Origin of the sequence: Klebsiella sp. CN_Kp106, assembly GCF_040064575.1 — a bacterium.
Classification (GTDB): domain Bacteria; phylum Pseudomonadota; class Gammaproteobacteria; order Enterobacterales; family Enterobacteriaceae; genus Klebsiella; species Klebsiella michiganensis.
The window spans coordinates 1-14199 of record NZ_JBEAIG010000057.1 but is presented as its reverse complement, the minus strand read 5'-3'; the positions used below and the strand labels follow the sequence as shown (position 1 = coordinate 14199).

Genomic DNA, 14199 nt, shown 5'->3' with positions numbered 1-14199 from the left:
TCTCCTTTTAGCGTTCTTAGCCTGACATTAACGGCCACCATCTTAGACGGTACAGCGTACTTTGGGGTAATAAAGTGCGAACAGAATACCCACGCCCGTTAAGCAACAAAGTCAACACATATACATAGCGTTTTATTCACTTTTTGAAGAGGGTCAAGATTCTGATAAATAGAGATAAAGGGTCACAACTACGGCTTTAATGCACAAAGGTGCATATTCATCCATTGATGGCCTTGTTTTCCGTTTTTTTATTCATAAAAAGCCGAACCCCAGCCGCAACGACAGCATATTCTGCATTTTTGCCAAATACCGTCCCATTAAATTGGTGATAACATTCTCGTTACAGAGTTTATAGCTGTACCTTTCCACGGTTAACAAAATAATTATCACTGCGAAACAGGACTCTTATGGAAAAGTTATCTTACGCTTCTGAAAGTAGTACATCTCCATGGACCACCTACCTGCGTCAAATCGATCGCGTTGCGCCCTATCTCGGCGATCTCGCCTACTGGATCGAAACCCTGCGCCATCCGAAACGCGCGCTGATCGTTGATATTCCGGTACAAATGGATGATGGCACTATCCGCCACTTCGAAGGCTACCGCGTCCAGCACAACCTCTCGCGTGGACCGGGTAAAGGCGGCGTGCGCTACCATCCGGATGTCGATTTGAATGAAGTGATGGCGCTTTCAGCCTGGATGACCATCAAGTGTGCGGCAGTCAATATTCCCTACGGCGGCGCCAAGGGCGGTATCCGCGTCGACCCGTTCTCACTATCAGAGGGTGAACTGGAACGTTTGACCCGTCGTTATACCAGCGAGATCGGCATTATCATCGGGCCGCAAAAAGATATTCCGGCGCCGGACGTTGGTACCAACGGTAAAGTGATGGCCTGGATGATGGATACTTACTCCATGAACCACGGCACCACCATCACCGGCGTGGTCACCGGCAAGCCTATTCACCTCGGCGGTTCGCTGGGCCGTGAAAAAGCCACCGGCCGCGGCGTATTCGTCACCGGTCGTGAAGTGGCTCGCCGCAGCGGTATCGAAATCGAGGGTGCCAAAGTCGCGCTGCAGGGTTTTGGTAACGTGGGCAGCGAAGCGGCCCGCCTGTTCGCGGGCGTCGGCGCGCGGATTGTGGTGATTCAGGACCACACCGCCACGCTGTATAACGAGGGCGGCATTGATATGGCCGCGCTGACCGCATGGCAGGCGGAGAACAAGCAAATTGCCGGCTTCCCGGGCGCCCGCGAAATTGACAAAGAAGCGTTCTGGACGACGCCGATGGATATTCTGATCCCGGCGGCGCTGGAAGGTCAGATTACGCGCGAGCGCGCGGAAACCCTCAGCTGCAAACTGGTGCTTGAAGGCGCTAACGGCCCGACCTATCCGGAAGCGGACGACGTGCTGGCCGAGCGCGGCATCGTGGTGGTGCCGGACGTTATTTGTAATGCCGGCGGCGTCACCGTGAGCTACTTCGAATGGGTGCAGGATATGGCCAGCTTCTTCTGGAGCGAAGAAGAGATCAACGCCAAGATGGACCGTATCATGACCGATGCGATCGTTCACGTTTACGAAAAAGCGGTGGAAAAAGCGTGCTCTTTACGTACCGCCGCCTATATCGTGGCCTGTGAGCGAATTCTGATGGCGCGTAAAGATCGCGGTATTTATCCGGGATAATCCCCCTTCTCAGCCCAGTTAATGCCGGGCTGAGATCAGAACTCTCTTCCCCCCTCCCAAAGCATCTTCCACAATAAACGCACATACCGTTAACCTGTTTTTATCAATCAGGCTTGAATTCTCGTTCTGGTCAGGCAAAAATCATTAGAGCTCTAACGATATTGCAGACTGACCTATGGATAACCGACAGCTTAACTTTTCCCATCTTTTATATCTGACCGCCCACCACTGGCGCCTGGCGGTCAACCGTCGGCTCAAGGACCTCGGCATGAGCCAGGCCAGCTGGGTCGCCGTTTCCGCCATCGCGCGCAACGAAAAGCCGCTATCGCAAAGCGAACTGGCCCAGGAGCTGGGCGTCGAAAGCGCAACCCTCGTACCGCTGCTCAACCGGCTGGTCGATCTCGGTCTGGTCGAGCGGGTGAAAACCGAACGCGACAAGCGTAAACGACTGCTGATCGCTACCGCCAAAGGCCTTGAGGTGTATCAGCAGGTGAAAACGGTGGCCGATGATTTGCGGGAGGAGATCCTTACCGCCATTACCCCCGAAGAGCAGCGGCAGACGCAACGGGTACTGGAGAAGCTGCTGCGCGAGGTTGAGAAAAAATAATGCCGCGTCGTCACGCTAATCCCTATGTTCCTCACGACTGGGCCCCGCACGAAAAACCGGCGATTCTTGGCTCGCCGTCGACCCCCATCCACAGTACGCCAAAACGTATTGCCTACGGGATCGTCGGGCTGCTGGTCTGCCTGACGGGCGCGCTCGGCAACGCGGTGGTGACCGCCAATCTTCAGCTGTTACAGGGTACCTTTGCCGCCTGGTCAACCGAGATTGCCTGGCTCCCGGCGGTCTACGTGATGACCAACGTCTCCATCAACCTGCTGCTGGTGAAGTTTCGCCAGCAGTTCGGCCTGCGCGCTTTTACCGAGGGTTTTCTCGTTCTCTACGTGCTGGTGACCTTTTTCCACCTGTTCGTCAACGACCTCAGTTCAGCGCTGATGGTGCGCGCCGCCCACGGCATGGTGGCCGCAGCGCTAAGCTCGCTGGGGATTTATTATCAGGTGCAGGCCTGGCCCGCCCGCCATCGGCTCAAAGCGCTGACCATCGGCATCACCGGTTCATCCCTGGCGATCCCGCTGGCGCGCCTGTTCTCAACCGAGCTGCTGCAAATCGACGAGTGGCGCGGGCTGTACTTCTTTGAGCTGGGGCTGGCGCTGGTGTCGCTGGCCTGCGTGATCGCCCTCAAGCTGCCGCCAAGCGATCGTAAAAAGGTGTTTGAGAAGAAAGACTTCATCACCTTCTTCCTGCTGGCGCCGGGGATGGCGCTGGTCACCGCGGTGCTGTCGCTGGGACGACTGGACTGGTGGTTTGAAGCGCCGTGGATCGGCTGGGCGCTGGCGGGCGCGGTGGTGCTGATTGTCTCCGCGATTGCCTTTGAGCATAACCGCAGCAACCCGCTGCTCAATATCAAATGGCTCTCCAGCGGCAGTATTCTGCGCCTCGGGCTGATTATGCTGCTGATCCGCATCGTGCTGGCGGAGCAGAATACCGGCGTTATCGGCTGGCTGCAGTACGTCGGTTTGCAGAATGAACAGATGACCAACCTGGCATGGTCGATTTTCGCCGGGATCGTCTGCGGCATCGTCGCCAGCTGCCTGACGCTCAACCCGCAGCGCCTCTACTGGCCCACCGCCACGGCGCTGGCGTTGATTATGGTTGCCTCGCTGCTCGACAGCCAGTCGACGATCCTCACGCGACCGGAGCAGCTGATGTTCAGCCAGTTTCTGCTGGGCTTCGGCAGCGCCTTTTTCCTCGCCCCGGCGATGCTGGCGGGGATTGGCGGCGTCATTGCCGACCAGCGCAACCTGGTGAGCTTCTCGGTGCTGTTCGGCATGAGCCAGAATATCGGCGGCCTGCTGGGTTCCGCTATTCTCGGCACCTTTCAGACCTGGCGGGAGAAGTTTCACTCCAGCCAGCTCGCCGACCAGCTTACCACGCTCAATCCGCTGATTACCGAGCGTTTGCAGCAGTACAGCCAGATGTATCAAAGCCAGATTGGCGACAGCACGTTGCTCAACGTTCAGGCCACCACGCTGCTGCAAAACGCCGCCACCCTGCAGGCCAATATTCTCGCTTACAATGATACCTATCTGCTGACGGCGGCGATTTCAGCCGCCACGCTGGTATGGGTTTTCTGGCGCTTAATAAGATTACGTATTACCGCTCGTATCGCGCTGAAGCGCGCGACGGGAAGCAAATAAAAATTTTCACTCTGGAGTTATTATGAGTCAGCAGGATGCGGCCAAACAGCAGGCCAATACCCGAAATAATATTCGCATCGTCTCTATTTTTACCGCCGCCGCCATTGGCATCGTTGGCGTACTGGTTATTCTCTACGCCTGGCAGCTGCCGCCGTTTACCCGAGAAAGCCAGTTTACCGATAACGCCTACGTTCGCGGGCAAACCACGTTTATCAGCCCGCAGGTCAACGGTTATATCACCGAGGTTAAGGTCCAGGATTTTAATCAGGTAAAAGCCGGCGACGTGCTGTTTCAAATCGACGACCGCATCTATAAGCAGCGCGTCCATCAGGCGGAAGCTCAGCTGGCGATGAAAGAGGCGGCGCTGAAGAACAATCAGCAGCAGCGTAAAAGCGCCGAAGCGGTCATCACCCGTAACGAAGCGGCGCTGCAAAACGCCCGCGCGCAGAATCTGAAAACCCAGGCGGATTTAAAACGCGTTCAGGAGCTGACCGCCGACGGCTCACTATCGATTCGCGAACGCGATTCCGCCCGCGCCAGCGCGGCGCAGGGCACCGCGGATATCGAGCAGGCCAAAGCAACGCTGGAGATGTCGCGCCAGGATTTGCAATCGACCATCGTTAATCGTGACTCGCTGCTCGCCGACGTCGCCAATGCGAAAGCCGCGCTGGAGCTGGCGCAGATCGACCTGCAAAACACCCGTATTATCGCGCCGACGGACGGTCAGCTTGGGCAAATCTCCGTTCGCCTTGGCGCATACGTGACCGCCGGGACGCATTTGACCTCGCTGGTGCCGCCGCAGCACTGGCTGATCGCTAACCTGAAAGAGACCCAGCTGGCCCAGGTGCGCGTCGGACAGCCGGTGACCTTTACCGTGGATGCGCTGAACAGCGAGAAATTCACCGGTACGGTGCAGAGCATCTCCCCGGCGACCGGCGTGGAGTTCAGCGCTATTTCGCCGGATAACGCCACCGGTAACTTTGTCAAAATCGCCCAGCGCATTCCGGTACGCATCGCCGTTGATGAGGGGCAGAAAAACGGCCAGCGCCTGCGGCCGGGCATGTCGGTGCAGGTCACCATCGATACCCGCGCGGAGGAGCAGCAATGATCCGTCCGCTCGCTCTCGCCGTTATGCTTGCGCTGGCCGGCTGCCAGTCCGCCGACGTTCAACGGGCCGCGCCCGGGCTGCAGATCCCCGCCGCCTGGCGGGCGGATGTCGGCCCCTCCAGCCCGGTTGAGGGCGTGTGGTGGCGCAACTTCCACGACAGTACGCTCAATCTCTACGTTGACCAGGCGCTGCGCTACAACAGCGACGTGCTGATAGCCCGCGAACGGGTCAACGAGTACCAGGCGCGGGCTTACGCCGCCGATAGCAGCCTGTTTCCCTCCCTTGACGCCGGATTGACCGGCACCCGCGCGCGGTCCCAGTCGGCCGCTACCGGCCTGCCGGTCCACAGTACGGTGTATAAAGGCGCGCTAACCGCCAGCTACGATGTTGATCTCTGGGGAGTAAACCGCAGCGCCGCCAGCGCGGCGCAAGCCAGCCTGGAGGCGCAAAAGGCGGCTGCCGCAGCGGCGAATCTGACCGTCGCCTCTTCGGTAGCGGCCGGCTATATCACCCTGCTCTCGCTGGATGAACAGCTGCGGGTGACGCAGCAAACGTTAAAATCGCGCGAAGATGCCTTCAACCTGGCGAAGCGCCAGTTTGAGACGGGCTATACCTCACGCCTGGAGCTGATGCAGGCGGACTCCGAACTGCGCTCCACGCGCGCGCAAATTCCGCCGCTGCGCCACCAAATCGCCCAGCAGGAAAATGCGCTCAGCCTTCTGCTCGGCGCCAATCCGGACGCCGTTAAGCGCAACGCGTTCGCGCAGCTGTCGCCGCTATCGCTACCTTCCCAGCTGCCGTCAACCCTGCTCAACCGCCGACCGGATATCGTTCAGGCCCAGCGTCAGCTGGTGGCCGCCGACGCCACCCTGGCGTCATCGCAGGCGCAGCTGCTGCCGTCCATTAACCTTACCGCCACCGGCAGCCTGCAGGATCGCACCCTGCCCGACCTGCTGGATAATCCGCTACGCTTATGGAGCCTCGGCGGCAGCATTCTGGCGCCGCTGCTCAACCGCCAGGCGCTGAATGCCCAGGTGGACGTTTCGATGGCCCAGCGCAATCAGGCGCTGTTTAGCTATGAGAAAACGGTACGCGGCGCGTTTAAAGAGGTGAATGACAGTCTCGATGCCATCGGCCGCTACGGCGAGCAGCTGGCGGAGCTGCAGGCGCAGGAGAAGGTGGCCCAGGAGACGCTGCGCATCGCGCAAAACCGCTATCGCAACGGCTACTCCTCCTATCTGGACGTGCTGGACGCCCAGCGCACGCTGTTTTCCACCCAGCTCAGCGTGGTACAGGTGAAAAACAACCTGCTGCTGGCGCAAGTTGATTTGTACCGGTCGCTGGGAGGCGGCTGGTCTGATTCATCAGGGATGTAATACGGGAAACCTGACATGCAACAACAGTGGTCGGCAGTAGATAATTATCTCGTGACAGCGTTAATCCCCACCGATCCGCTACTCAGCCAGGTTCTGGAGAATAACCAGCGCGCCGGGCTTCCGGCTATCGACGTTGCCGCTAATCAGGGGCAGTTTCTGGCCCTGCTGGTGCGCATGACGGGCGCCAGACGCATCCTCGAGATTGGCACGCTCGGCGGCTACAGCACCATCTGGATGGCCAGAGAATTGCCCGCCGATGGCGAATTACTTACCCTGGAGGCCGACGCGCACCATGCCGCCGTCGCCCGCGAGAACCTGCGCCTGGCGGGCGTGGACGATCGCGTTGCGGTGCTGGAAGGTCCGGCGCTGACCAGCCTCGAAACGCTGGGAGAGCGCCCGCCGTTCGATCTCATTTTTATCGATGCGGATAAGCCCAATAATCCCCACTATCTGCGCTGGGCGTTACGCTATTCCCGTCCGGGGACAGTGATTGTGGGCGATAACGTGGTGCGCGATGGCGAAGTGACGAATCCGGAGAGCGCGGATGAGCGGGTGCAGGGCGTCAGAGCGTTTATCGACATGATGGGCAGCGACCCGCGACTGACGGTCACGGCCCTGCAAACCGTGGGCAGCAAAGGCTGGGATGGGTTCACCCTCGCGTGGGTGAACGCCTGACGCTATCCGCCCTCCCCGGCAGCCTGCGCCACCGGGGAAAGCTTCGGCCTAGGCCGTAATCTGCTCCATTGCCTGCAGTACCCGCTTGTCGGAAATCGGATACGGCGTGCCGAGCTGCTGGGCGAATAGGCTGACGCGCAGCTCTTCAATCATCCAGCGGATCTCCTGCACGTCGTCATCCTGACGGCGCTGAGGCGGCAGCTTATTCAGCCACTGCTGCCACGCCTGCTGGATGCTCTCCACTTTAAGCATCTGCGCGCGGTCGCGGTGCGGATCGATGGCCATTTTCTCCAGCCGTTTTTCAATCGCCTGCAGATAGCGCAGCGTGTCTCCAAGGCGGCGGAAGCCGTTACCGGTGACGAAACCGCGATACACCAACCCGCTCATCTGCGATTTGATATCCGACAGCCCCAGCGCCATGGTCATATCCACGCGCCCTTTCAGGCGTTTGTTGACGTTAAAGACCGCGGTCAGGATCTGTTCGACCTGTTTGGCAATGTCCACAACCGTCTCGTTCAGCTCGGCGCGCACCTTTTCATGCAGCGCGGTAAAGCCCTCTTCGCTCCATACCGGGCCGCCCGCTTCGTCAATCAGCTTATCCACGCCGCAGGCGATGCAGTCATCGATCAGATCCAGCACTTTACCGTAGGGGTTGAAATAGAGCCCCAGCTTGGCTTTATTCGGCAGCTTTTCGTGCAGATACTTTATCGGCGACGGGATATTCAGCAGCAGCAGGCGGCGCAGGCCGCGCCACATCTCCTGCTGCTGCTCCAGCGGATTATCAAACAGCTTGATGGCCACGCTGTCGCGTTCGTCCACCAGCGCCGGCCAGGCCTTAACTTTGTAGTTACCGCGCTTCTGCTCGTAGCTCTCCGGAAGCCGGCCAAAGCTCCAGATATGCAGCCCGCTCTGCTCGATACCGTCATCGGCGACCGCGGACAGCGTCTCCTGCACCTTACCTTTCAGCGCATCTTTCAGATCCTGCAGCGAACGCCCTTCCTGCAGCTTCTTGTTTTTCTCGTCCACCACCCGGAAAGTGATTTTCAGGTGATCGGGCACCTGATCCCATTGCCAGGCCTCGCGGTCGATAGTCACGCCGGTCATCCGCCGCAGCTCGCGCTCCAGTGAATCCAGCAGCGGCAGCTCCAGCGGCGTCGCGCGACCGAGAAACGCTTCCGCGTAGTTTGGCGCCGGGACAAAATTGCGGCGCACCGGCTTCGGCAGCGATTTAATCAGGGCGATAACCAGCTCCCGGCGCAGCCCCGGGATCTGCCACTCAAACCCGGCCTCTTCCACCTGGTTGAGCAGCGGCAGCGGAATATGCACCGTCACGCCGTCGGCGTCGGCGCCCGGCTCGAACTGATAGGTCAGACGCAGCTTGAGGTTGCCCTGATGCCAGAAGTTCGGATAGTCGAGCTTGCTGACCTGCTCCGCGCCTTCCTTAATCAGCATGCTCTTTTCAAAGTTGAGCAGATCCGGCGTCTCGCGGCTGGCCTGCTTCCACCATTTATCAAAGTGGCGCGCGGAGATGACGTCATGGCTGATGCGCTGGTCGTAGAACTCAAACAGCGTTTCGTCATCGACGAGAATGTCGCGACGGCGCGATTTATGCTCCAGCTCTTCAATTTCGTTGCGCAGCTTCAGGTTTTCGCGGAAGAAAGCGTGGCGAGTCTGCCAGTCGCCCTCCACCAGCGCGTGGCGGATAAACAGCTCGCGGCACAGCGCCGGGTCAATCTGGCTGTAGTTGACCTTGCGGGCAGCGACAATCGGCAGGCCGTAAACGGTCACCTTCTCCGTCGCCATCACCGTGCCCTGCCCGCGCTCCCAGTGGGGTTCGCTGTACGAGCGTTTGATCAGATGCTGCGCCACCGGCTCGACCCACTCCGGCTCAATGCGCGCGGCGATGCGCCCCCACAGACGGCTGGTTTCCACCAGTTCGGCGACCATCGTCCATTTCGGCGGCTTTTTAAACAGCCCCGATCCGGGGAAGATGGAGAAGCGGGCGTTGCGCGCGCCGGTAAACTCCTGCTTGTCGGCGTCTTTCATACCGATGTGCGACAGCAGACCGGTCAGCAGCGCGGTGTGAATTTCGCGATACTCCGCCGGCTCGCTATTGACCGGCAGGCCGAGCTCTTTGACCACCTGACGCAGCTGGGTGTAGATATCCTGCCACTCGCGCACGCGCAGGTAGTTGAGAAAATCGACCCGGCACTGGCGGCGGAACTGGTTCGAGGAGAGCGCTTTTTGCTGCTCGCCCAGGTAGTTCCACAGGTTGACGAACGCCAGGAAGTCGGACTCTTTGTCGTGGAAGCGGCGGTGTTTCTCGTCGGACGCCTGCTGCTTGTCCATTGGCCGCTCGCGCGGATCCTGAATAGAGAGCGCCGAGGTGATAATCATCGCCTCGCGCACGCAGCCGTGTTTTTGCGCTTCCAGCACCATGCGCGCCAGACGCGGGTCCACCGGTAGCTGGCTCAGCTGGCGGCCCATCGGCGTCAGCTTATAGGCGGTCTGCTGTTCATCAGTGGTAATCGCTCCCAGCTCTTCCAGCAGGCGCACGCCGTCCTGAATATTGCGTTTGTCCGGCGCTTCAACGAACGGGAACGCGGCAATATCGCCGAGCCCGAGCGCGGTCATTTGCAGAATAACCGACGCCAGGTTGGTGCGCAGAATCTCCGGGTCGGTAAACTCCGGACGCGACAGGAAGTCGTCTTCAGAATAAAGACGAATACAGATCCCTTCGGAGACGCGGCCGCAGCGGCCCTTACGCTGGTTAGCCGACGCCTGGGAAACCGGCTCAATCGGCAGGCGCTGTACTTTGGTCCGGAAGCTGTAGCGGCTGATACGCGCGGTGCCTGGATCGATAACGTACTTGATGCCCGGCACGGTCAGCGAGGTTTCCGCGACGTTGGTGGCCAGCACTATCCGCCGCCCGCTGTGGGCCTGGAACACGCGATTCTGTTCGCTGTTGGACAGTCGCGCATACAGCGGCAGCACTTCGGTATGGCGCAGATTCAGCTTATTGAGCGCATCGGCGGTATCGCGAATTTCGCGCTCGCCGCTCATAAAAATGAGGATATCGCCGGGGCTTTCACGCCCGAGCTCATCAACGGCGTCGAAAATCGCCTGCAGTTGATCGCGCTCGGTGTCGTCGGCGTCTTCAACGATGGGTCGATAGCGCACTTCTACCGGGTAAGTGCGCCCGGACACTTCGATAATCGGGGCGTTGTTAAAGTGGCGCGAGAAGCGTTCCGGATCGATGGTCGCCGAGGTGATAATAATTTTCAGATCCGGGCGACGGGGCAGCAGTTCCCGCAAATAACCGAGCAGGAAGTCGATATTGAGACTGCGTTCGTGCGCTTCATCGATAATGATGGTGTCATACTGCATCAGCAGTCGGTCCTGCTGGATTTCCGCCAGCAGAATACCGTCGGTCATCAGCTTAACCATGGTGTTATCGCTGACGTGGTCGCTAAAGCGAACTTTATAGCCGATGCAGCCGCCGGGCTCCGTTTGCAGCTCTTCGGCGATACGGTTGGCGACGGTACGCGCGGCCAGGCGACGCGGCTGCGTATGGCCAATTAAGCCTTTAACGCCGCGCCCCAGCTCCATACAAATTTTTGGCAGCTGGGTGGTTTTCCCCGACCCGGTTTCCCCCGCCACAATCACCACCTGGTGATCGCGAACGGCTTCGAGAATCTCCTGTTTTTTCTGGCTAACCGGCAGGTTTTCCGGATAAGCGATCGCCGGCCGCGCGGCTTCGCGCAGCAGGACTCTCCCTGCCGCCTGTTCAATTTCTTGCGCCATCTCCTGAAGAATGGCCTGTTGGGCATCAGGATTTTTAACCTTCTTCACGCCGTGCAGGCGACGGGCGAAGCGCGACTTATCGCGCAGCATCAGGCCATCAAGCCGTTCAAAGAGCGATGAGAAGGTCATTTTTTGTTGTTCTGTCATAGCGTTATCGGGCAGCGCACTGCCGGGAAAAATCTCTTTTGAAGTATTGCGTTAGAGTACCACATCCGCGCATTTCGTGCCTTGTTCAAAAAAACTGAATACAGAGTTCGATTTATTGCGCTTTCTCTGTGGCATGATTGTGAATAGAGTGTCAACAAGCACCAGGGCATCGGCCCGTCAATCACATTAAAAAAGGAAACACCCATGAGCAAAGTATTAGTTCTGAAATCCAGTATTCTGGCAGGGTACTCGCAATCTGGTCAGCTGTCCGACTATTTTGTTGAACAATGGCGTGAAAAGCACGCGGAAGACGTTATCACCGTGCGCGACCTGGCTGCAAACCCAATTCCGGTACTGGACGGCGAGCTGGTTGGCGCTCTGCGTCCGAGCGACGCGCCGCTGACGCCGCGTCAGCAGGAAGCGCTGGCGCTTTCTGACGAACTGATCGCTGAACTGCAGGCGAACGATGTGATTGTTATCGCGGCGCCGATGTACAACTTCAACATCCCGACCCAGTTGAAAAACTACTTCGACCTGGTGGCGCGCGCTGGCGTGACCTTCCGCTACACCGAGAAAGGGCCGGAAGGTCTGGTGAAAGGTAAACGTGCGGTTGTCGTCACCAGCCGCGGCGGTATCCATAAAGATACCCCGACCGATCTGGTGACCCCTTACCTCTCCACCTTCCTCGGCTTTATCGGCATTACCGATGTGAACTTCGTGTTTGCTGAAGGCATCGCCTACGGCCCGGAAGTCGCAGCGAAAGCGCAGTCTGATGCAAAAGCCGCTATCGACAGCGTTGTAGCCGCATAAGAGTTGACTCCTCCCGCTTCCCGGCGGGAGGAGAGTTTCATTTTTTCTCGTAGCGCAAATACCCCACTACGCCACCGCCGCCATCTTTCGGATGATTCACGCCGTCGTTGACCTCCACGCAGGGAAAATCGAAGGGCGACACGCCGTCAATGCAGGCCACATTCACGCCGTACTGCTGCGGGTTTGAACGCCGCTGATGAAAGGTGTAGATCCCGCATACCGAGCAGAAAAAGTGCACGGCTTGACCGGTATTAAAACGATACTCCGTGAGCTTATCCCGTCCGCGCACCACCTCTATTCCTGAAAGCGGCGCGGAGACCGCAACCGCCCCACGCATCCGGCAATATGAACAGTTACAGCGGCGAACGGTGTTGAAGCCATCGCTGAGCTCAACGGTAAACGCCACCGCGCCGCAGTGGCACTGAGCGGATAATTTCTCTGCCATGATTTTCCCCTCAGGATGATGATTTCGGCCGCAAATTCTCGTCAAAGATCAGCCGCTTTCTGTCCGGCTCTGCTTCTTTGAGCGGTTCCACCTGATGCAGCGTCTGTTTGCAGCGCTCCACCAGCACCTGATACTCCCGCGTCCCCTGCTTCTTCCAGGCCAGCTCCTGTTCGCTTAATGTACGAATGGCTTTTGCCGGACTGCCGACAATCAGATGGTTGGCGGGCATTTCGGCGTTGGCTTTCACAAAGGCCGAAGCGCCGACGATGCTGTTTTCCCCAATCCTGGCCCCGTCAATAATCACCGCGCTCATCCCCACCAGCGCGTTGCGGCCGATGGTGCAGCCGTGCAGAATCGCGCCGTGGCCGATATGCCCCTCTTCTTCCACCACCGTATCCTGGCCGGGAAAGCCGTGCATCACGCAGTTATCCTGGATGTTAGCGCCATCTTTCACCACGATACGGCCAAAATCGCCGCGCAGGCTGGCGTTAGGCCCGACGTAGACCCCTTTGCCGAGGATCACGTCGCCAATCAGCACGGCGGTGGGATGAACATAGCTTTCGTCCGGTACAACCGGCGTCATACCGTCAATCTGATAAATGGGCATAGTGCCTCCTTATACACCCGACAGCCCGCCGAAGCGCTGGAAATAGAGCGGCCCCGGCGCGGGAAGTTCCCCCACCGAGCTTTCGCCCTTCTCGCCGACAAACGCCAGCGCGCCGGGCGCAACGCGTTGATAAATATTGATGCACAGCTGGCGCGCGGTTTGTCCGGCCCAGTGCGCGGGGAGCAGTTCTTCGGGCAGCAGCGGATCTTTCAGCACCACCCGGCGATAGAAGTGAATCAGCAGGAGCTGAATTTGAAAGCAGCGTTCAGGCGTCAGCTCCGCGGGCTCACAGTCGCGAAGCAGCGGCAGCAGCGGTCGAAACAGGGCGATAAACGTTTCATACATCGCGTTCTGGTCGGTAAGATGCCAGCACTCTTCAACGCGAGCGCGCAGCGCCGCCCGGGAGAGCGCCAGCGGGGAATGCGCTTCGAAACAGATAACGTTTTCCGCTACGCCCGCTTCGTGCAGCAGAGATTGCACGTCCGCCAGCTTCTGCGATGGCGAAGCCAGCAGGCTCGGCGCCAGCGCGCCAAATCCCTGCCACAGCAGCTGTTTTTTGACTTCCGCCAGAGTGCTCTTCTCCAGCCCTTCCGACAGCAGCAGTAGCCAGGTACCGTCCCACTCCGGAGCGCTGGCGCGATAGATTTTATGCTCCGCCCGGCGGGTCAGGCGCAGGCCTTTGTCGCTGAGGCGGTAGAAGCTGCGGCGGCCAATGCGCACCACATCGAGCCACTCTTCTTTATTCAGGCGGAACAGCGCGGTACGCACGAATCGTTCGCCGAATCCGAGCCCTTCCAGCAGCGCCGCCACGCTGCCGAGCCAGACCTCTCCGCCGCGCTGGAGCAAGGCGTCGCCGTATAAAGAAGCAATAAGCGAGGTCCCGCTAATGGGCATCGCGGCGACGGACTGTTGAATAAAGGTGTCGAGTTTACTCATCTGATTCATTCTGTTGTGATTTTTGTCCTTTTTGAATCATAGCACAGGAAATCCCGGAGGCGGTGCTGACGCACCTGTCCGGGCTACCGGCCCGCAGACGACGGTGAACACGTAGCCCGGCTAAGCGCAGCGCGAGCCGGGAAGAGGCAGAGCTGATACATCAACCCCGGCACACTCCCCGGGTCGCGGCGTAAACGCCTTACCCGGGCTACCGACCCGCAGACGACGGTGAACACGTAGCCCGGCTAAGCGCAGCGCGAGCCGGGAAGAGGCAGAGCTGATACATCAACCCCGGCACACTCCCCGGGTCGCGGCGTAAACGCCTTACCCGGGCTACCGACCCGCAGACG

General features: G+C 59.2%; 11 protein-coding genes. 7 read left to right on the top strand and 4 right to left on the bottom strand.

The features are described 5' to 3' along the window. The first annotated feature begins 407 nt into the window (after window positions 1-407). The 6 genes from ABLU96_RS19795 (at window position 408) to ABLU96_RS19770 (ending at window position 7100) form a co-directional block, all read left to right on the top strand. The gene (locus tag ABLU96_RS19795) at window positions 408-1682 is read left to right on the top strand and encodes a Glu/Leu/Phe/Val dehydrogenase (RefSeq protein WP_014229200.1); all 1275 of its coding nucleotides are present in this window, start codon (window positions 408-410) and stop codon (window positions 1680-1682) included. Between the two features lie 175 nt (window positions 1683-1857). After that, window positions 1858-2289 carry a MarR family transcriptional regulator gene (locus ABLU96_RS19790; RefSeq protein WP_014229199.1) on the top strand — a complete coding sequence of 144 codons (432 nt, stop codon included), beginning with the start codon at window positions 1858-1860 and terminating at the stop codon, window positions 2287-2289. Beyond that, the gene (locus ABLU96_RS19785; protein ID WP_014229198.1) at window positions 2289-3941 is read left to right on the top strand and encodes an MFS transporter; all 1653 of its coding nucleotides are present in this window, start codon (window positions 2289-2291) and stop codon (window positions 3939-3941) included. Before ABLU96_RS19790 ends, ABLU96_RS19785 begins: the two co-directional genes overlap by 1 nt. 22 nt (window positions 3942-3963) lie before the next feature. Beyond that, window positions 3964-5049 (top strand): HlyD family secretion protein, encoded by a 1086-nt coding sequence (locus tag ABLU96_RS19780; protein ID WP_014229197.1) that lies wholly within the window; start codon window positions 3964-3966, stop codon window positions 5047-5049. After that, the gene (locus ABLU96_RS19775; protein WP_025107915.1) at window positions 5046-6425 is read left to right on the top strand and encodes an efflux transporter outer membrane subunit; all 1380 of its coding nucleotides are present in this window, start codon (window positions 5046-5048) and stop codon (window positions 6423-6425) included. Before ABLU96_RS19780 ends, ABLU96_RS19775 begins: the two co-directional genes overlap by 4 nt. Before the next feature lie 15 nt (window positions 6426-6440). Next, window positions 6441-7100: an O-methyltransferase gene (locus ABLU96_RS19770; protein ID WP_048263580.1), complete on the top strand. Its 660-nt coding sequence runs from the start codon at window positions 6441-6443 to the stop codon at window positions 7098-7100. A gap of 48 nt (window positions 7101-7148) precedes the next feature. Here the strand turns inward: ABLU96_RS19770 and hrpA are convergent, their stop codons facing one another. Next, on the bottom strand, window positions 7149-11051 hold the full coding sequence (hrpA, locus tag ABLU96_RS19765; protein WP_348862741.1) for an ATP-dependent RNA helicase HrpA: 3903 nt from the start codon (window positions 11049-11051) through the stop codon (window positions 7149-7151). A 204-nt stretch (window positions 11052-11255) separates the two neighbouring features. On the opposite strand from hrpA, the gene azoR reads away from it, so the two are divergent. Further along, window positions 11256-11861, top strand: a complete 606-nt coding sequence (azoR, locus tag ABLU96_RS19760) for an FMN-dependent NADH-azoreductase (protein ID WP_014229193.1) — start codon at window positions 11256-11258, stop codon at window positions 11859-11861. Between the two features lie 37 nt (window positions 11862-11898). Here azoR and ABLU96_RS19755 read toward each other — a convergent pair whose 3' ends face one another. Genes ABLU96_RS19755 through paaX form a run of 3 tightly spaced genes read right to left on the bottom strand, consistent with a single transcriptional unit; the run spans window position 11899 to window position 13849 of the window. Beyond that, window positions 11899-12309, bottom strand: coding sequence for a GFA family protein (locus tag ABLU96_RS19755; RefSeq protein ID WP_086074107.1), 411 nt, complete (start codon window positions 12307-12309; stop codon window positions 11899-11901). Between the two features lie 7 nt (window positions 12310-12316). Next, window positions 12317-12913 (bottom strand): phenylacetic acid degradation protein PaaY, encoded by a 597-nt coding sequence (paaY, locus tag ABLU96_RS19750; protein ID WP_014229191.1) that lies wholly within the window; start codon window positions 12911-12913, stop codon window positions 12317-12319. Between the two features lie 9 nt (window positions 12914-12922). Then, on the bottom strand, window positions 12923-13849 hold the full coding sequence (paaX, locus tag ABLU96_RS19745; protein WP_163520933.1) for a phenylacetic acid degradation operon negative regulatory protein PaaX: 927 nt from the start codon (window positions 13847-13849) through the stop codon (window positions 12923-12925). Window positions 13850-14199: the final 350 nt, after the last annotated feature.

Bases quoted from the DNA above. Each gene is read 5' to 3' on its own strand.
- ABLU96_RS19795 (WP_014229200.1), top strand. From the start codon at position 408: ATGGAAAAGTTATCTTACGCTTCTGAAAGTAGTACATCTCCATGGACC.
- ABLU96_RS19790 (WP_014229199.1), top strand. From the start codon at position 1,858: ATGGATAACCGACAGCTTAACTTTTCCCATCTTTTATATCTGACCGCC.
- ABLU96_RS19785 (WP_014229198.1), top strand. From the start codon at position 2,289: ATGCCGCGTCGTCACGCTAATCCCTATGTTCCTCACGACTGGGCCCCG.
- ABLU96_RS19780 (WP_014229197.1), top strand. From the start codon at position 3,964: ATGAGTCAGCAGGATGCGGCCAAACAGCAGGCCAATACCCGAAATAAT.
- ABLU96_RS19775 (WP_025107915.1), top strand. From the start codon at position 5,046: ATGATCCGTCCGCTCGCTCTCGCCGTTATGCTTGCGCTGGCCGGCTGC.
- ABLU96_RS19770 (WP_048263580.1), top strand. From the start codon at position 6,441: ATGCAACAACAGTGGTCGGCAGTAGATAATTATCTCGTGACAGCGTTA.
- hrpA (WP_348862741.1), bottom strand. From the start codon at position 11,051: ATGACAGAACAACAAAAAATGACCTTCTCATCGCTCTTTGAACGGCTT.
- azoR (WP_014229193.1), top strand. From the start codon at position 11,256: ATGAGCAAAGTATTAGTTCTGAAATCCAGTATTCTGGCAGGGTACTCG.
- paaY (WP_014229191.1), bottom strand. From the start codon at position 12,913: ATGCCCATTTATCAGATTGACGGTATGACGCCGGTTGTACCGGACGAA.
- paaX (WP_163520933.1), bottom strand. From the start codon at position 13,849: ATGAGTAAACTCGACACCTTTATTCAACAGTCCGTCGCCGCGATGCCC.